Raw genomic sequence first — 18,172 nt, forward strand, 5'->3', positions numbered from 1 at the left:
ACAGCGGGGCGCGCGACGGTGTTCATGGGAGCGACCGCAGTGGTACGCGCAGCAGGGAGCATGGGAGGGACAGCATGCCCGGAGCGCCGCGCCGGGAGCGCGCCGGGAGCGTGCCGGGCGCCTGCTGAGGGGAACGAAGGTAGCGCGCCGGGAGCAAGCCGGGAGCAGGGCGGCAGCAGGGGACGGAGCAGGCCGGGGGCGCGCCGACTGTGCGCCGACAGCAGGGCGGGAGCGGCCCGGTGAGGGCGGCGGGAGCGGGCCCGTCACCGGGCCGCTCCCGCCGCCCTCAGGCGGTGACCGGGTCGGCTCTGACGGCGGTGAACACCGGCTCGGATCCGCGTACGTCGGCAAGCGTGGTGTCCAGCATGTAGGTCTGCGCCTCCCCGACGTGGAAGTACATACCGTGCAGCTCCAGCGTTCCCTCGCGAAGCCGTCGGTCCACACATGAGTGAGCTGCCAGATGCTCCAACTGCTGGAGGACATTGGTCAGACAGAGCGCCTCCAGCTCGTCGGCCGTCTCCCGGTCGGCGAGGCGCGGCGTGGCCTGCCCCGAGGCCTGCTGCCGTTCCAGGCTGGGCCGGCCATGCCGCAGCCAGCGGCCGAGCGGGGTCGCGTCGGTGTCCCGCGCCGCAGGGGGGCCGCTGCGCAGCGCCTGCATGGCGCCGCAGCCCGAGTGCCCGCACACGGTCACCGATTCGACCCGCAGCACGTCCACGGCGTACTCGATCGCGGCTGCCACCGACTGGTCGCCGCTCTCCTCACCGGGTGGCGGGACGAGATTGCCCACATTGCGGACGGTGAACAGGTCACCGGGGCCACTTGAGGTGATCATGCTGGTGACCAGTCGCGAGTCGGCGCAGGCGAGAAACAGCTGCGAGGGCCGCTGACCCTCGCGGGCCAGCCTCGCCAGTTCGTCCCGTACGAGGGGAGCCGTGCTGCGCTGGAAGTTGCGCACCCCGCCCAGCAGTTGACCGCGCCGGGAGTGGGAGCGGGTGGGGGAGTGCGCGTGTGTGCGGTGCCTCGCCCCGGCTGGTTCGAACGTCCCGGCCCCGACCGCTTCGCCGTCGACCGCGATCGCCCCCGACGTCCTGGCCGTGCCGCCCGTGTCGGCGGTGTGGGCTGGGCCGGCCGTGCCGACGGCCCCGCCCGTGCCGTCCGTGCCGGCCTTCGCTGCCGGTCCAGTCGCCCGAATTGCCTCAGGCGAGTCGGGATCGGCCGGCGGGACAGCGGGGAAGCCGTGGCCGCGCGGGCCGTCGCCGGGGGCGCCATCGTCGTCCCGGCACCCGTCGGACGCGGGGCTGCCATGGGTGCCGTCCGTTCCGTCGGTCGGCGGGCGGGTGCACTGGTGGTTGCGCCAGGGCGTCCACGGGGTGCAGGTGTGCGCCTTGGACGGCTCCCCGATCTCCTGCCCCGCGCGACCTTTGACCTCCGCATCGCCGCCCGTGGCCGCGTGGGCGGTCCGCCAGTCCTCCAGCGCCTCGTACGCGGCGTGGTCCATGAACGATCCCTCCAGTTCCACCACTGCCTCGGCCCCCTCGGGGACCTGGGCCAGCGCTCGGCTCAGCCGGGGCACCGCCAGAAACGTCAACTGTCCCCGTACCACCACCCGGTAGGCCTCGGGCCGGAGGGAGGCGGGCCCGTCGCTCACGGTGCGCTCCACGGTGATCCGCGCCCAGGCCAGTCGGTGCAGCGCCACGGCCACCGCCACCGCGATACCGAGCCCCACTCCCTCCAGTACGCCCAGCAGCACCACCGCCACTGCCGTCGCGCCGAACACCAGGGCCTCACCGTGGCGCACCACGGTTCTGATGTGGCCGGGGTTGATCATCCGCACGCCCACCACCATCACCAGTGCCCCCAGCGCCGCGAGCGGGATCAGCTCCAGCACTCCCACCAGCAGTCCGGCCGCCAGCAGCACCCAGACTCCCTGCAGCAGTGCTGACTTCCGGCTGGTCGCCCCGGCGGCGATGTTCGCCGAGCTCCGCACCGCGACGCCGGTGACGGGCAGTCCGCCCAACCCACCTGAAACCGCGTTCGCCACGCCGTGTGCGCGCAGTTCCCGGTCCAGGTCGCTGCGCGGCACCCGGTGCCCGGGGCCGCGTGCGGCCGCGAGCTTGTCGGCGGCGACAGCGGACAACAGGGCCTGCACGCTGGCCACCAGGGTGAGCGTCAGCACGGCCGTGCCCAGTCCGAGCACCGGGCCCTCCGGCAGCTGGGGCAGCGCGTGCGAGCGCCAGGACGGGAGGTCGACACGGGGCAGCCGCATGTCCGACAGCACCGCGGCGAGGGTGGCGAGACCGATCGCCGCGAGCGCGGCCGGCACTCTTCCGGTGACCGCGCCGAGCGCTCCGCCGTGCTTCTTCAACCGGGGCCAGGCCAGCAGGACCACAACGGTCAGCGCGCTGACCGACAGAGCGGCCGGCTGGAGAGAGGTGATGCGCCCGGGGAGCTCAAGGGCGTTGGTGAGCGGTGAGCTGTCCGGATCGCCTCCGAGCATCACATGGAGCTGCGCGAGCGCGATGGTGGCGCCGATCCCGGCCAGCATCCCGTGCACGACCGCGGGGCTCACGGCGAGGGCGGAGCGCGCGATCCGCAGGGAGCCGAGACCGATCTGGGCCAGCCCTGCCAGGACGGTGATCGCACAGGTGGTCCGCCATCCGTAGCTCTGGATCAGCTCGGCTGAGATCACGGTCAGCCCCGCTGCGGGACCCGTGATCTGCAGCGGAGCTCCGCCGAGCCAGCCGCAGACCAGCCCGCCCACCGCCGCCGCCACCAGGCCGGACTGGAGCGGGGCCCCGGCGGCCAGCGCGATACCGAGGGAGAGCGGTAGCGCGATCAGGAACACCGTGACGGACGCGGACAGGTCGGCGGTCCGGCGCTGACGTGCGTCGGAGTGGGTCGGGCGGGCGGTCGGTCCGGTGCACACAGGGGTGCGGTGGGGCATCGCGACTCCTCCCGAGGTCGGCACCGTTCGTGATCGTGTGATTACTCCCAGGTGGAAGTAAAAGAACAGTAATGCCAAGTAAAGCCTTGGCGAAGCGCGGAGTGGCGTCTGGCTGCTGGTGTTCCACCCATCGAGTGAACGGTGCCGAAAAAGCCGCTTGTCCTATTTGTCTTATTAACGTCTCATGTCACTTTTATCGGCGTGGCAACGCCGGTCCCGCCCGGTGACCGACGAGACAAGGCGAGAGGACGAGGTGAGCCGATGGCAGCCACGCGAAGAAGACCCGCTCTCACCACCGCGGTCCCGGCGGCACTGGTGCTGTCCCTGGCCGCTGCCGCATGCTCCGGGGGCGGCGATGCGCAGCGGCCGGAGCAGTCGCCCGGCGGGGCGCCGCAGGCCCGGCCTCAGGTCAAGCCGCAACTCCTGGGGGACGGTTCGACCTCGCTGACGGGGCGCCAGCCCTTCCAGCCGACCCCGCACAAGCTGGCGCCGGGCAAGAAGCCCCCGCAGTTCGTCGTCTTCTCCTGGGACGGTGCCGGCGAGGACAGCAAGAAGCTCTTCTCCCGCTTCCGCAAGGCGGGCAAGAAGTACGGCGCGGCCCAGACATACTTCCTCAGCGGCATCTACACGCTGCCGGAGGACGAGGCGAAACGTTACTCCCCGCCCGGGCACCCGCCCGGTGCTTCCGACATCGGCTATCTCAAGGACAGGAACGTGCGCGCCACGCTCCGCCAGGTCCGCAAGGCCTGGCTGGACGGCAGCGAGATCGGCACCCACTTCAACGGCCACTTCTGCGGTCCGGACGGTGTGGACTCCTGGTCCGTCGAACAGTGGAAGAGCGAGATCGAGCAGGCCCGCTGGTTCGTCCAGAACTGGAAGACGACCACCGGCTGGAAGAAGGCCCGGGCGCTCCCGTTCGACTACGAGCGGGAACTGGTCGGCGGCCGTACTCCTTGTCTGGAGGGCCAGGAGAACCTGCTGAAGGCAGCCGGCCAGATGGGCTTCCGCTACGACTCCAGCGGCAACGGCACACAGGTGTGGCCGGACAAGCGGCACGGCCTGTGGGACCTGCCGCTGCAGCAGGTTCCCGTCCCCGGGCGGGGGTTCGAGACCCTGGCGATGGACTACAACTTCCTCGCCAACCAGTCCGGTACCGTCGACGGCCCGGTGGAGAAGCGGCCCATGTGGAAGCGCCAGATGAAGAACGGCCTGTTGCAGGGCTTCCAGCGCGCCTACGAGGGAAACCGGGCGCCGATGATCATCGGTAACCACTTCGAGGACTGGAACGGCGGCATCTACATGGACGCTGTCGAGGACGTCATGAAGACGGTCTGCCGCAAGGACGGCGTCCGCTGCGTCTCGTTCCGCCAACTCGTCGACTGGCTGGACGCCCAGGACCCGCGCATGCTCGCCAAGCTGCGCACCCTGGAGGTGGGGGAGAAGCCGGCGGGCGGCTGGCGTTCCTTCCTCGCAGGTAACTCGACGGCCGCGAAATCGAGCTGACCCGTGTCCCGGTTCCGGGCAACCGGAGTGGCCCGGAACGGGGACCGGCGGCCGAAGCGATGACTGCCGGCCGCCGAGCCCACTTGTACTCGGGGCCAGGCAGCCGGCGGCAGTTTCATGAGCGGTCGGCGGATGGTCAGCGAGAGGTCAGCCGGCGGTCGGCCGGTCGTCGAGCGGTCAGGCGGGCTGGACAGCAGCGGTCGCGGCTTCCGGGTGGTCCTCGCTCAGCACGAACGAGGGGTCCACCTGGGCGGCGAGGTCGGCACCGGTCTTGGCGTTGCCCCAGCTCTCCGCGTTCCGCAGATGGAAGTGGACCATCTGCCGGGTGTAGCGCTCCCAGTCGCGCAGTTCGTAGGAGGCGTCAGCCGTCTCGTAGAGTGCGGCCAGGGAGCGGGAGTTCTCCTCCTCCAACTCGGAGAAGGGTCGGGGGCGACCCTTCTCCATGGCACGCACCCAGTCGGAGTGGCCGAAGGTCGCCAGCAGGTCGTCGCCCACTTCCTGGCGCAGGAAATCCACGTCGTCCGCGCTCTGCACCTTGTTCCCGACGACCCGCAGCAGGACGCCGAAGTCCCGCGCGTACTCCTTGTACTGCCGGTAGACGGAGACGCCCTTGCGGGTCGGCTCGGCCACCAGGAACGTCATGTCGAAGCGGGTGAACATCCCGGAGGCGAAGGAGTCGCTGCCCGCCGTCATGTCGACGACCAGGTACTCCTCGCGACCGTCGACGAGATGGTTCAACAGCAGCTCCACCGCGCCCGTCTTGGAGTGGTAGCAGGCCACCCCCAGGTCCGACTCGGTGAACGGCCCCGTGGCCAGCAGTCGGACGCTTCCGCCGTCCAGTGCGACAGGCCGCGCACAGGCGTCGTAAACCGGGTTGTCCTCTTGCAGGCGGAGCAGCCGGGAGCCTTCGCCGGGGGGCGTCGTTTTGATCATCTTCTCGGCGGAAGCGATCCGCGGGTTGCTGCCTCGCAGGTATTCCTTGATGAGCGGCAGGTGGGCACCCATGGCGGGCAGCCCGGCGGCCTCGGCGTCGTCCAGCCCGAGCGCTGCGCCCATGTGCTGGTTGATATCGGCGTCGACGGCCACCACGGGTGTGCCCCGGGCGGCGAGGTGGCGAACGAACAGTGAGGACAGCGTCGTCTTGCCGCTGCCGCCCTTCCCTACGAAAGCGATCTTCATGTTCAATAGCGTAAGCCGCCGCCGGGGGTGGATCGGCGGCAGGGAGTGAAGAAGACCACTCGATCGTGGGGTTGGGGCGCCCGGCCGGGTGCGTAGGGTCGTACGCATGAGTAGCACCGCTCGCCCCGAGGACGGCGACACGCCGAAGACCTCGGCGCCCGGCACCTCCGCAGCCGACCCGCTGGCCCCTCTCGCCGCGCTGCCGGGCGTTCCGGAGGCCGTCGAATCCGTCCGCAAGTCGGTCGACCGGGTCTACGGGCACCGCATCATGCGCCGCCGCAGCAGCGAAGTCAGTGCGGAGGCTGCGCTGCGCGGAGCACGCGCCACCGCTGCTGTGGAAGGCGTCGACTGGGCACTCGAAGAGGTGCGCCGTCGCAGCGACTTCGGCGCCGAGTCCGAGGCCCGTACGGTGGGCGCGGCGCTCCGCGTCACGGCCGAGGCGGGGCATCTGCTCGACATCTGGCAGCAGTCACCGCTTCGGGTACTGGCCCGGCTGCATCTGGTGGCGGCCGGCGGTGTGGCGCCCGAGGACACGGTCGGCCGCCCGCGGCGGCCCGGAGAGCCGGTCGACGGGCCGGACCTGGGCCTGGAGCTTCCGGGAGCGGACGAGGTCGCTGCCCGACTGGAGGGCCTCGCGCAACTCGTCACGGGCAGTACCAAGGCCCCGGCCCTGGTCACCTCAGCGGTGGTGCACGGTGAACTGCAGGTGCTGCGCCCGTTCGGCTCGTACAACGGGCAGGTCGCGCGGGCCGCCGAGCGTGTCGCACTGGTCGGCAGCGGCCTGGACCCGAAGGCCATCTGTCCGGCCGAGGTGGGCCATGCGGAGCTGGGCCGCGAGGCGTATCTGACGGCATTGGCCGGCTATGCCTCGGGAACACCCGAAGGGATGACCGAGTGGATCGCGCACTGCGGACGGGCGATCGAGCTCGGCGCGCGGGAGAGCGCAGCGGTCTGCGAGGCGATGCAACGGGGAGCGGCCTGAGGGGCTGGTGCCCTGAGGTCCGGAGGGAGGCTCGGAGGCCCGTAGGCCCTGTGAGTCATAGGGATCCGAGGGGTCGCTGGGCTTCCTCGGCAGAGCAAGGCACGGACGCCGCACGGCAGTGGGACGACGGAAAAATGCGGCGACCCCGCCACAGCGGGCGGGGCCGTCACTGGCATGTCCACCGAGTTACCAGTGCGTGCTCTCACATTCCGTCCGGACGTCAGGGTGGGACTTTGCCCGTCCCTGACGGGACCTGCCCGATCGCGGGCTGTGCGTCGCGTGGGTACTCGGTATTCATGCATCCGGTCCGTGGGGCCATATGCGTGAAACGGGATCCTCTCGGATGCCGTCGGTCTCGCGGGCCGTTGTCTCCTTTGTACTCCGCGCGGGAGTCGAACGGAAGCCCTGTCCTTAGAACTTTACTTTTGCCCTCAACTACGGGCGTACGCCTTGAAACCGGACATCACTCATCGAATCGGGGTGAGGCCCCGCGAGTGGCGTCAGTAGAGCCTGGCGAGGGCGTCGGAAGGGGCGGTCAGAAGGGGCGGAAGGGGGAGGTCGGGCGCCGCCGGTTGTTGAACCAGACGAACCCGGCTGTCGCCGCGGCGGCTCCCACCGCGACGGCTGTCAGCGCAAGCGCCGGGCGGGACGGCATCGAGAGCGACGGGATGCGCTGCTTGAGCCGGACGGGCCGGGAGAACGTCAGCACCGGCCAGTCCCGGGTGAGTGCTTCCTTGCGCAGCGCCCGGTCCGGATTGACGGCGTGCGGGTTGCCGACGGCCTCCAGCATCGGCAGGTCCGTGACCGAGTCGCTGTAGGCGTAGCAGCGCGCAAGGTCGTACCCCTCGGACTCCGCCAGCTCCCGGATGGCCTCCGCCTTGGTCGGGCCGTAGGCGTAGTACTCGATCTCCCCGGTGAAGCGGCCCTCCTCGACGACCATCCGGGTGGCGACCACGCGGTCGGCGCCGATCATCCGGCCGATCGGTTCGACCACCTCGGCGCCCGAGGACGAGACGATCACCACGTCACGCCCTGCCAGGTGGTGCTTCTCGATGAGGGAGGCCGCCTCGTCGTAGATGATCGGGTCGATCAGGTCGTGGATGGTCTCCGCGACGATCTCCCTGACCTGCTCGACGTCCCAGCCGCGGGCCAGCCCGGACAGGTACTCGCGCATCCGCTCCATCTGGTCGTGATCGGCACCTCCGAGGAGATATACGAACTGCGCGTAGGCAGTCCGCAGCACTGCGCGGCGATTGATCAAGCCACCTTGGTAGAAGGACTTGCCGAAGGTGAGCGTGCTCGACTTCGCAATGACCGTCTTGTCCAGATCGAAGAAGGCGGCTGTCCGAGGCATCGCGAGATTTTCCACGTCTCTGAGCATAGGCGCCCACCATTCGGCGTAAGCTGGGGCGCGTGGGTTTGCCTGAGAAGGCTCTCGGGTACACCATGGAAGTCACGGATCGTTCGCGACCGTGCTAACCCGGCCCGACTCCTCCCCCCCCGAGTCGGCCGTGGGGACGACCCCCGCTCTCCCCCCCGGCGGGGGTCGTCGCATGTCCGGAGGGCTTTTTCCGCCTCGGTCCGCAGGGACCGGGGCTTTTTTGATCTTCCAGTACCGGACTCCCCGATTCCTCCAAGCTGTAACAGAGTGTAATCGAAGGGCTGCTCTCCGATAGTCACTGGTTTGGGTGAGCGAGTTATTCACAGACTCAGGGTTGTCCACAGATTTCGACCATGATCCACAAGTTTTTCCGGTTCGCTGCACCGTGAATCCCGTCGGCGTCCGCAGCCGTTTGCGGTCGCGAGTGCCCAACTGACGGGGAGGGTCCGGAGCATGGCCGAAAACATTCTGATTGTCACCGAGGACGAGGAACTTCTCGATGACCTACTGCGACTGTGCGCAGCCGCCGGGACGGAGCCACAAGTCGCGCACGGCGGCCCGACGAGCCGGGCGGGGTGGGCGGCCTGGAGCGGCGCTGCCTCCTGGGAGCGGGCACCCCTGGTGCTCGTCGGCGACGACTGCGCCGGCGCCACCGGCTTCGGCGACGCCCCAGGCCCCGGACACGCCCCGGGCCCTGCACACACCTCTGCCCCCGGCGACGCCCCCGGCTCCGGACGCGACGGCACGGCGAGCGCGGGTGGAGCGGTGCCCAGGCGGCCGGGGGTGCTGCTGGTGGGACGGGACTGGGACGACCCCGGCGTATGGGAGCGCGGCGTCCGCGTCGGCGCCGAGAGCGTCGTCCTGCTGCCCGACGCGGAGAACTGGCTGACCGGCCGCATCGCCGATGCCCTGGAAGGAGTCGGTCAGGCGGCGCTGACGGTCGGGGTCGTCGGCGGGCGGGGCGGAGCCGGAGCCTCCACGCTGGCCTGCGCCCTGGCGCTCACCGCAGCACGCGCCGGAGAACGCACCACGCTCATCGACGCCGATCCGCTCGGCGGCGGCCTGGACATCCTGCTGGGCGCGGAGCGGACACAGGGCATGCGCTGGCCGGACTTCGTGGAGTCCCGGGGCCGGGTCGGCGGCGCGGCTCTTGCCGAGTCCCTGCCGCGCTCGCACGACCTGAGCGTGCTCAGCTGGGACCGGAGCGATTGTGCCCTGGTCCCCGCCGACGCGATGAAGTCGGTGCTCTCCGCCGCGCGGCGGCACGGCGGCGTGGTCGTCGTCGACCTCCCCCGACAGGTGGACGAGACCGTCGCGGAAGCCCTGGTGCAACTCGACCTCGGGCTGGCCGTCGTCCCGGCCGAGCTGCGCGCCGTCGCAGCGGCGCACCGGGTGGCGGCCCGGACGCAACTGGTGGTCCGCGATCTGCGGGCAGTCGTGCGTCCCCCCGGCGGCCCGCAGGAAGCCCGCGGCCACGGCTCCGGGCTGGACGACGCGGAGGTCGCCGGTCTTCTCGGACTGCCACTGGCCGGGGAACTGCCCTGGGAGCGCGGCCTGCTGGAGGACATCGACCGGGGCAGGCCGCCCGGCTCCGCGAAGGGCGGCGCGCTGGCCCGCTTCTGCGGCGGGTTCTGGGAGCGCGTACTCAGCGGGGGAGGGGTGGCGGCGTGACCGGGGTGGACAAGAGCTTGCGGGGCGCCGTCAGGGTGCCGGGCGCGGCGCCGCCGTCCACCGACACCGCCGGAGCGGGCGCTCGGCTGCTGGATTCGGTGCGGCGCAGCCTCGCCGAGGCCGGAGCCGAACCGACCCCGGCGCGGGTGGCGGCCGCACTGCGGGCACAGGGCCGGCTGATGGGAGACAGCGCGGTGCTGGGCGTCGTCGAAGCTCTGCGTTCCGAACTCGTCGGAGCCGGCCCGCTGGAACCACTGCTGGCGGACCCGGAGGTCACCGACGTGCTGGTGACCGCTCCCGACCAGGTATGGGTCGACAGGGGGCGCGGCCTGGAGCTCACCCGGGTGCGTTTTCCCGACGCCGCCGCCATCCGCAGACTCGCGCAGCGGCTGGCGACCTCGGCAGGACGTCGGCTCGACGACGCCCGCCCCTGGGTCGACGCCCGACTCCCGGACGGCACCCGGCTGCACGCGGTGCTGCCTCCGGTGGCGGTGGGCTCCACCTGTCTGTCCCTGCGGGTGGTGCGCCCCCGGGCGTTCGGCCTGGACGAACTCGTCGCCGCGGGGACGGTGCCACCCGGCGGAGAGCGGCTGCTGCGGGCCGTGCTGGACGCCCGGCTCTCCTTCGTCGTCAGCGGCGGAACGGGCTGTGGCAAGACCACACTGCTGTCCACCCTGCTGGGGCTGGTCGGCCCGGATGAACGCATCGTCCTCGCCGAGGACTCGGCGGAGCTGCGCCCCGACCACCCCCATGTGGTGCGACTGGAGGCACGCCCGGCCAACCAGGAGGGCGTGGGCCGGGTGGAACTGCGCGACCTGGTACGGCAGGCGCTGCGCATGCGGCCCGACAGGCTCGTCGTGGGAGAGGTACGGGGGCCGGAAGTGACGGACTTGCTGGCTGCTTTGAACACCGGTCATGAGGGCGGCTGCGGCACCGTGCACGCGAACGCCGCCACCGATGTCCCGGCCCGGCTCGAGGCCCTGGGCAGCACCGCGGGACTCGACAGGGCGGCGCTGCACAGCCAGTTGGCGGCCGCGCTGGATGTGATCGTGCATCTGGTCCGGGGACGCGACGGCACCCGCCGGATCGCACAGATCCATGTGCTGGAGCGGGATGCCGCCGGGCTGGTGACGACGGTACCGGCCGCCGTGTGGAGCGGCCCGCACGACCGTCGGAGCGCAGCCGCAGCGAGCGGATTCGTACCCGAACGAGGCTGGCGGCAACTGGAAGAGCTGTGCGCACGGCGCCACGCCGACGACGGCGGGGGGAGTGTGCTCCCTCCGAACGACGGCACCACCGGCGACTCCACCCACGGCGGCACCGACAGGCGGTCGCCTGCGGTCGTGGCAGGAGAGTCGGCCCGTGCACGGAGCGGTGCGGCAGCGGGGCCGTGGCAGCGGTGGGCAGCGGCGCCATCTCAAAGGAGCGTTCGATGACGGGGGCGACCGGCGGACCGGCTGGGACGGAGCCTGCTGTGGCATACGCCGCGTACGCGGCAATGGTGTGCGCGGGGGCGGCGGCCTGGTTGATGACGGGACGGCAGAACGGAGCGCGGCGGGCCAGGCTGTTGCTCGCGGGCGGAGGAGAGGCAGCGGCACGACGGTCGGCCTTCGAGCCGCCCCGCTGGTGGCGGCAGGCCACTGCGGCGGCGCGTCGCCGCCTGGGCGAGCGGGCCGGTCCCGAGTGGTGGTGCCTGCCGGCAGGAGTCCTGGTGGCACTGCTGGGGCGGTCGTGGATCCCGCTGTTGGCCGCGCTGGCCGCTGTTCCCCTGGTACGCAGCCGACTGCGGCGGCGCGCCGCCGACCGGGCGGCGCAGGAGCGCGAAGGAGCCGTGGTGGAGCTGTGTGCGGCAGCGGCGGGGGAACTGCGAGCGGGACGGCAGCCCGACGGCGCGCTGCTGGCAGTCGACCGCACCGTGGTGTGGCGCTTCGGGGACGAGGGCGCAGCGGTTCTGGCCGCGGCCCGGTTCGGCGGTGACGTACCCGGGGCGCTACGGCAGGCGGCACTGCTGCCCGGCGCCGAAGGGCTGGCCGGGGCAGCAGCCTGCTGGCAGGTGGCGGTCGAAGGCGGGGCGGGGCTGGCCGAGGGGCTGGAGAAGGTGGCCGCAGCAGTGCGCGCCCGAGGGGAGCAGCGCGAAGAGTTGCGCACACAACTGGCCGGTCCCCGCTCCACCGCACTGGTGCTCGCGCTGCTGCCCGTCTTCGGACTGGCCATGGGCGCGGCCATGGAGGCCGATCCGTTGTGGATCCTGCTGCACACCCCTGCCGGTTTCCTCTGTCTGACGGTCGGACTGTTGCTGGAGTGGGCCGGGCTGCTCTGGGTCGCCCGCATCGTGCGCTCCGCCGAAGGCGCCGAGGAACCCGGAAGGACGAGCGAGGCGAAGCCGACGGACCACGGCGCGAAACCGACGAGGGACGGGGCGGCACCGACGAAGGGCGGGATGGCGCCGACGGAGCGAGCGGCGGGCCCGACGGGGAGTTGGTCGGGGTGAGTGTCGGGTGGGCGGAGGTTGTCCCCAGGGTGTGGATGTGGGGCCCGACCGTAACGGCGGTGCTGGCGACGGCCTGGTGCGTGCGGGGAGTTGTGGAGGTGGTCCAGCGGGAGAAGGCAGTACGCCGGCGAGCGCATCTGTTGTGCGGTCCGGCGAGGGACGCCGCGAGGGGAAGCGTGGTGGCGGGGGAGCCACCGGGCCGGGGCCGCCGGTGGGCGGCCGGACGGAAGTGGGAGGCAGCGCTGGGGGCGAGGCGGGTGCGGGAGGGCGCGGGCGTCGCTGGTGCCGGGGTGCTGGGGGTGTTGTTGATCGGCGGCCCGGTGGGGTGGGTGATGGGCGGCGCGGCTGCCTGGGGCACCTGGCGATGGCTGCGGCGGCAGGCCGATGCGGAGGACACCCGGAGCGCGGCGGAGCGGGCCGCCGAGGCGCAGCTGCCGCTGGCCGCGGAGCTGATGGCCGCCTGCCTTGCGGCGGGTGCCGGCCCGGAACGTGCGGCGGAGGCTGTCGGGGGCTCGCTGGGAGGCCCGTTGGGAGATCGGCTGGCGCGGGCCGCGACGGAGCTGCGGCTGGGAGCCGAACCGGCGCTGGTGTGGGGCCGGTTCGCGGAACGGCCGTGGGGGGTGCAGTTCGCCCGGTGCATGGAGCGGGCGGGGGTGGCCGGGGTGCCGGCGGTGGAGTCCGTGACCCGGCTGGCGGCCGAGCTGCGCGGCAGCCGGGCGCGGGCCGCCGGCAGCCGCGCGCGACGGGCGGCGGTGCTGGTCACCGGGCCGCTGGGGCTGTGCTTCCTGCCGGCGTTCCTGACGGTCGGTGTGGTGCCCGTACTGCTGGGGCTCGCACGGTCGCTGTGGTGAGCCCGCCGGAAGAACGCCGGAACCAGAACGGCAGCAGACGCCGGCGGACCGACAGCAGATCAGCAGAAGAGCGGCAGAAGAGTCGGCGGCGGAGCCGGGTGCGAAGTGAGGAAGGACATGGCGGTGTTGGGGAAGATGCGGCGGCGGTTGCGGGAGAGGGCCCGGGCGGTACGGAGGGCTTGCGGGGACAGGGGGATGAGTACGGCGGAGTACGCGATGGGCACGCTCGCGGCAGTCGCCTTGGCCGCGGTGCTCTACAAGGTCGTCAACAGCGGCCCGGTGGGTGCCGAGTTGCAGGGGCTCGTCGAGCGGGCACTCCGTGCGCCGTTCTGAGCGGACCGTGGCTGGCGACGTCGGCCCCGGCAACGTCGACCCCGGCAACGTCGACCCCGGCGACGTAGGCCCCGGAGACGTGGGCCGGGGCCTGGGCCGGGACGCGAGGCGGGGCGAACGGTTACGGGGGAGCGATCCGTGCGCGGGCTATGTGACGGCCGAGGCGGCCGTGGTGATTCCGGCACTGGTGCTGCTGGTGGCCGGGCTGCTGTGGGGGCTGATGGCCGCGGTGTCGCGAATCCAGTGTGTGGACGCCGCGCGGGCCGGGGCCCGGGTGGCGGCGCGGGGCGAGCCCGAGGGTGCCGTGGCGCGAGCTGTGCGGTCGGTGGGGCCGCCCGGTGCCCGGGTGGAGATGACGAGGGAGGGCGAACTGGTGAGGGTCGCGGTGCGGGCGAGAACGGTCGGCCCGGGGCCGCTGTCGGTGGAGCTGCGGTCGGAGGCGGTCGCCTTGAACGAGAGGAGGGCAGGGGGTGGCGAGGCTCCGTAGCGACCGGGGGTCGGCCTCGGTGTGGGCGGCGCTGAGCGTGGTGGTGCTGTGCGGGGTGTTCGCGGCGGTGCTGGGGTTCGGCCAGGCGGTGTATGTACGGCACCGGGCGGGTGCCGTCGCCGACCTGGCGGCGCTCGCGGCCGCCGAGCGGGCGGCGGCGGGCCCGGCACGGGCCTGCGCGGCGGCGCGCCGGGTGGCGCGGGCACAGGATGCGCGGGTGGCCCGGTGCGCGGTCCGGGGAGAGGTCGCGGACCTGGACGCGGGGGTGCGCTGGGGCCCGTACAGCTCACGGGTCCGGTCCCGCGCGGGCCCGGCCGACGACCCGCGTGACCCTCCGTCCCAGCGGGGCGACGGCTCGGAAGGCGAGTTCGGGGACGGTTCGGCCGGGGTGGAGGAGGGACGTCAGATGGCGGAGCGGAGAAGTTCGGTGAGGAGCCGGATGGCGCCGCGCTTGTGGAGCGGGTCGTTGGCGTTGCCGCACTTGGGCGACTGGATGCAGGAGGGGCAGCCCGCCTCGCACTCGCAGGCGGCGATGGCGTCGCGGGTGGCGGTCAACCACGCACGGGCGGTGTGGAAGGCCCGTTCGGCGAAGCCGGCCCCGCCGGGCTGGCCGTCGTAGACGAAGACGGTGGGAAGGAGGGTGTCGGGATGCAGGGCGATGGAGACACCGCCGATGTCCCAGCGGTCGCAGGTGGCGAACAGCGGCAGCATGCCGATGGCGGCGTGCTCCGCGGCGTGCAGCGAGCCGGCGAGGATCTCCGGGTTGATCCGGGCGGCGTCGAGCTGATCCTCGGTGACGGTCCACCACACGGCGCGGGTGCGCAGGGTGCGGGGCGGCAGGTCCAGCTTGGTCTCGCCGAGCACCTCTCCGGTGATCAGACGGCGGCGCAGATAGGAGACGACCTGGTTGGTGACCTCGACGGAGCCGAAGCACAGCCGGGCCTCGCCCCAGGGGACCTCGGCCTCCGTCTCCAGCACGGCGAGCGAGGTGGTGTCGCGGGCCATCGTGGTCCAGGGCGGGCTGGCTTCCTCGACGAGCGCGGCGCAGTCATCCAGGTCGAGCTGTCGCACCACATAGGTACGGCCCTGGTGCAGATGGACCGCGCCCTCGTGGACGGTGGTGTGCGCGGCGCCGGCGTCGACGGTGCCCAGCAGCCGGCCCGTACCGGCCTCCACGACCTGCACCGGCTTTCCGCCGCTGCCGCGGATGTCGGTCAGATCGGCGGCGCGCTCCTTGCGGGTCCAGTGCCAGCCGGAGCTGCGGCGGCGGAGCAGCTTGCGCTGTTCGAGCTTGCTCAGCAGCTGTGCGGTCTCGGGACCGAAGAGGTCGAAGTCGGCCTCGGTGAGCGGGATCTCGGCTGCGGCTGCGCACAGGTGGGGAGCCAGGACATAGGGGTTGTGCGGGTCCAGGACGGTGGACTCGACGGGGGTGCGGAAGACAGAGTCGGGGTGGTGGACGAGATAGGTGTCCAGCGGTTCGTCCCGGGCGATCATGATGGCCAGCGCCCCCTGGCCGGCCCGCCCGGCCCGGCCGGCCTGCTGCCAGAGGGAGGCGCGGGTGCCGGGATAACCGGTGATGAGGACGGCATCCAGCCCTGAGATGTCGATGCCGAGTTCCAGCGCGTTCGTGGCGGCGAGCCCCAGCAGCTCGCCGGTGTGCAGTGCCCGCTCCAGGGCGCGCCGTTCCTCGGGCAGATAGCCGCCGCGGTAGGCCGCGATCCGTGAGGACAGCCCACCTCGCCGACCACCCGCCGACACCACGCCGCCCGGGCCGGACCCCGCGGCTCCGCCCCTGTCCGGTCTCTCGGCTCCGTCCTCGCCCGGCCCCGCAGCGCCGACTTCGTCCGGCACCGTGGCGGTGACCTCGGCCGGCCCGGCCCCGTCGGCCCGGCTGGCCCCGTCGGCCCCCGTCGGGGCTTCCTCGGCGGTGCCGGGTCGGCGGGGGGCGGGGACGGCGGCCAGGCGGTCCTGAGCGATGAGGGAGATCAGCTCGGCACCGCGACGGGAGCGGACGAAGGCGACGGTGCGTACGCCCTGGGCGGTGAGGTCGGTGAGGAGCTCGGCGGCCTCGGCGGTGGCGGTGCGGCGGACGGGGGCGCCGCGCTCGCCCTCCAGCTCGGTCAGCGGCGGCTCCCACAGCGCGAAGACCGTCTCACCCCGTGGGGAGGTGTCCTCGGTGATCTCGACGGGCCGTACCCCGGTGAGCCGGGCGGCCCCCTCGCCCGGCGCGGCCGAGGTGGCGGAGGCGAGCAGGAAGACGGGCTCGGAGCCGTAGCGGGCACACAGTCGGCGCAGTCGGCGCAGCACCTGGGCCACGTGGGAGCCGAAGACGCCGCGGTAGGTGTGGCACTCGTCGATGACGACGTAGCGCAGCGCGCGCAAGAAGGAGGACCAACGGGTGTGGCCGGGCAGCAGGCCGCGGTGGAGCATGTCGGGATTGGTGAGGACGTAGTTGGCGTACAGCCGCACCCATTCGCGCTCTTCGACCGGTGTGTCCCCGTCGAAGACAGCGGCCCGTACCGCCGTGCCCAGGGGGGCGGCCAGATCGGTGACGGCACGCCGCTGGTCGGCGGCGAGCGCCTTGGTGGGGGCGAGGTAGAGCGCGGTGGCGCCGCGGCCGTTCGGGGCCTCCGAGCCGTCCAGCAGAGTGCTCAGTACGGGGACGAGGTAGGAGAGGGATTTCCCGGAGGCGGTGCCTGTGGCAATGATCACCGACTCGCCGTCCAGGGCGTGCGCGGCGGCGCTGGCCTGGTGCTCCCAGGGACGGTCGATGCCCGCGTGTTGCACGGCATCGATCACTTCCGGACGGATCCGGTCGGGCCATTGCGCATGGCGACCGTTTCGCGGGGGCAAGTGCTCCGTATGGGTGACACGCCCGGCGCGGTCCGGCCCCCTGGTAAGACGAGCCAGCACATCCCGAGGGTCGCCGCTGGAGGCCGAGCGGCGGGGCTCGACTCGCGGGCGTACGCTCGCGGACCGGGTGTGCTGTTCGTTGGCCATCGGTACCGAGTGTGTCACTGGCGAGGCGGACAATGGCCGCAAGGCGTCGTCCTCGCCTGCTGGTAAGTGATTGAATGCCTCTGCGGCTGCCGATCCGTCCCCTGTCCTTTGGGGGTACCTCCCTCCGTCAGGGCAGGGGGAGGGAGAACCGAGGGGGCTGACCGCTCGATAGCAAGGTGCTGGAGGATCCGTGGACCTGTCCCTGTCGACCCGTACCGTCGGCGATCGCACGATCGTCGAGGTCGGTGGCGAGATTGATGTATACACCGCGCCCAAGCTGCGCGAGCAACTGGTCGAGCTCGTAAACGACGGCAGCTACCACCTCGTCGTGGACATGGAGGGCGTCGACTTCCTCGACTCCACCGGGCTCGGCGTGCTCGTCGGTGGGCTCAAGCGGGTGCGTGCCCACGAGGGCTCGCTGCGCCTGGTCTGCAACCAGGAGCGCATTCTCAAGATCTTCCGGATCACCGGTCTGACGAAGGTGTTCCCGATCCATTCCTCGGTCGACGAGGCCGTAGCGGCCACTGACTGATGTGCGGGCCGTCGGTCCGCCCCCGCGTGGGGTGGTCCGGCGGCTTGCCGGTTGACTGGTGGGCGGCCGTCGGGATCGGGCTCCGAGCCCCGGACGGACCACACAGACACTCAGGGAAGACCGAGGGGGATGGCATGGCCACCGTTGAGCTGCTCTTCAGTGCGCTGCCGGAGCACGTCCGTACGGCGCGGCTGGTGGCCGCCGCCGTGGCGCGGCGGGCCGGGGTCGACGAAGCCGTGCTCGACGAGGTGCGGCTGGCCGTCGGCGAGGCGTGCACGCGTGCCGTGGGGCTGCACATGAGCCACGGCATCGGCAGCCCGGTGCGGGTGTCGCTCATCGAGGACGAGAAGAAGTTCTCGATCGAGGTGGGGGACGAGGCGCCGCACCGGCGTTTCACCCTGCCCGGCGGCACTCTGGGCGCCGGAGCCTCGGCGCCGCCGCAGGCCGGAGCCACGTCCGACGCCAAGGCGAAGGCCACGGCCAACGGGAACGGCAACGGTCCCGCCGGCGGGGGCGGCGGCGGTCTGGTGGAAGCCGACGGAGCGCTGATGCCCGGAGCGCGGGACGAGATCCCCGAGCCGGTACCCGAGGAGGACGAGGGTGACGGCGAGATGGGGCTCGCGGTGATCAGCGGGCTGGTGGACGACGTCGAGGTGACGACCGACGAGAACGGCGGCGTCATCCGGATGAGCTGGCCCACGACGGAGCCCGTCCTTCCCTGAGCCCCCCTGTGCCCCCGTATCGGAGCCCTGTGCCCCCGTACCCGGGCCGTGGGCGGGCCATGTCCTCGTCTCGGGGCCCCGGAGTCCCCGGGGCCC

Annotated in this window: 14 protein-coding genes and 1 pseudogene; 11 read left to right on the forward strand and 4 right to left on the reverse strand. The window is 72.3% G+C overall.

The annotated features are described in order from the left end of the window. Positions 1 to 286: 286 nt before the first annotated feature. On the reverse strand, positions 287 to 2,944 hold the full coding sequence (locus JW613_RS05900; protein ID WP_209209596.1) for a bifunctional SulP family inorganic anion transporter/carbonic anhydrase: 2,658 nt from the start codon (positions 2,942 to 2,944) through the stop codon (positions 287 to 289). 261 nt (positions 2,945 to 3,205) lie between these two features. Here JW613_RS05900 and JW613_RS05905 point away from each other — a divergent pair, with 261 nt between their 5' ends. Beyond that, complete coding sequence (locus JW613_RS05905) at positions 3,206 to 4,447, forward strand: polysaccharide deacetylase family protein (RefSeq protein ID WP_209209597.1); 1,242 nt, start codon at positions 3,206 to 3,208, stop codon at positions 4,445 to 4,447. Between the two features lie 177 nt (positions 4,448 to 4,624). On the opposite strand, the gene JW613_RS05910 is transcribed toward JW613_RS05905, so the two are convergent. Next, positions 4,625 to 5,626, reverse strand: coding sequence for an ATP-binding protein (locus JW613_RS05910; RefSeq protein ID WP_209209598.1), 1,002 nt, complete (start codon positions 5,624 to 5,626; stop codon positions 4,625 to 4,627). A gap of 106 nt (positions 5,627 to 5,732) precedes the next feature. On the opposite strand from JW613_RS05910, the gene JW613_RS05915 reads away from it, so the two are divergent. Next, entirely contained in the window at positions 5,733 to 6,608 is an 876-nt protein-coding gene (locus tag JW613_RS05915; RefSeq protein WP_209209599.1) for a Fic family protein, read from the forward strand. A 535-nt stretch (positions 6,609 to 7,143) separates the two neighbouring features. Here JW613_RS05915 and JW613_RS05920 read toward each other — a convergent pair. Beyond that, entirely contained in the window at positions 7,144 to 7,989 is an 846-nt protein-coding gene (locus tag JW613_RS05920) for an HAD family hydrolase (protein WP_185017777.1), read from the reverse strand. A 453-nt stretch (positions 7,990 to 8,442) separates the two neighbouring features. Here JW613_RS05920 and ssd point away from each other — a divergent pair, with 453 nt between their 5' ends. The 7 genes and pseudogenes from ssd to JW613_RS36730 form a co-directional block, all read left to right on the forward strand. After that, complete coding sequence (ssd, locus tag JW613_RS05925; RefSeq protein WP_209209600.1) at positions 8,443 to 9,660, forward strand: septum site-determining protein Ssd; 1,218 nt, start codon at positions 8,443 to 8,445, stop codon at positions 9,658 to 9,660. 35 nt (positions 9,661 to 9,695) lie between these two features. Further along, on the forward strand, positions 9,696 to 11,096 hold the full coding sequence (locus JW613_RS05930) for a TadA family conjugal transfer-associated ATPase (protein WP_307865808.1): 1,401 nt from the start codon (positions 9,696 to 9,698) through the stop codon (positions 11,094 to 11,096). A 38-nt stretch (positions 11,097 to 11,134) separates the two neighbouring features. Beyond that, positions 11,135 to 12,151, forward strand: coding sequence for a type II secretion system F family protein (locus JW613_RS05935; RefSeq protein ID WP_372447905.1), 1,017 nt, complete (start codon positions 11,135 to 11,137; stop codon positions 12,149 to 12,151). Between the two features lie 179 nt (positions 12,152 to 12,330). After that, positions 12,331 to 13,002, forward strand: a complete 672-nt coding sequence (locus JW613_RS05940) for a type II secretion system F family protein (protein WP_307865799.1) — start codon at positions 12,331 to 12,333, stop codon at positions 13,000 to 13,002. Positions 13,003 to 13,137: 135 nt separating this feature from the next. Further along, positions 13,138 to 13,335 (forward strand): DUF4244 domain-containing protein, encoded by a 198-nt coding sequence (locus JW613_RS05945; protein ID WP_209209682.1) that lies wholly within the window; start codon positions 13,138 to 13,140, stop codon positions 13,333 to 13,335. A gap of 7 nt (positions 13,336 to 13,342) precedes the next feature. Next, on the forward strand, positions 13,343 to 13,822 hold the full coding sequence (locus JW613_RS05950) for a TadE family type IV pilus minor pilin (protein ID WP_307865800.1): 480 nt from the start codon (positions 13,343 to 13,345) through the stop codon (positions 13,820 to 13,822). Between the two features lie 55 nt (positions 13,823 to 13,877). Further along, a pseudogene (locus JW613_RS36730) lies at positions 13,878 to 14,075 on the forward strand (Rv3654c family TadE-like protein); the annotation flags it as partial. Between the two features lie 149 nt (positions 14,076 to 14,224). Here the strand turns inward: JW613_RS36730 and JW613_RS05960 are convergent. Next, a complete protein-coding gene (locus JW613_RS05960; protein WP_245225039.1) occupies positions 14,225 to 16,822 on the reverse strand; it encodes a DEAD/DEAH box helicase in 2,598 nt (865 codons plus the stop codon). A gap of 190 nt (positions 16,823 to 17,012) precedes the next feature. Here JW613_RS05960 and bldG point away from each other — a divergent pair, with 190 nt between their 5' ends. After that, positions 17,013 to 17,354, forward strand: a complete 342-nt coding sequence (gene bldG / locus JW613_RS05965; RefSeq protein WP_016473000.1) for an anti-sigma factor antagonist BldG — start codon at positions 17,013 to 17,015, stop codon at positions 17,352 to 17,354. 134 nt (positions 17,355 to 17,488) lie between these two features. Then, on the forward strand, positions 17,489 to 18,076 hold the full coding sequence (locus JW613_RS05970) for an ATP-binding protein (protein WP_209209604.1): 588 nt from the start codon (positions 17,489 to 17,491) through the stop codon (positions 18,074 to 18,076). Positions 18,077 to 18,172: the final 96 nt, after the last annotated feature.

This window comes from Streptomyces smyrnaeus, assembly GCF_017676345.1.
Taxonomy (GTDB): domain Bacteria; phylum Actinomycetota; class Actinomycetes; order Streptomycetales; family Streptomycetaceae; genus Streptomyces; species Streptomyces smyrnaeus.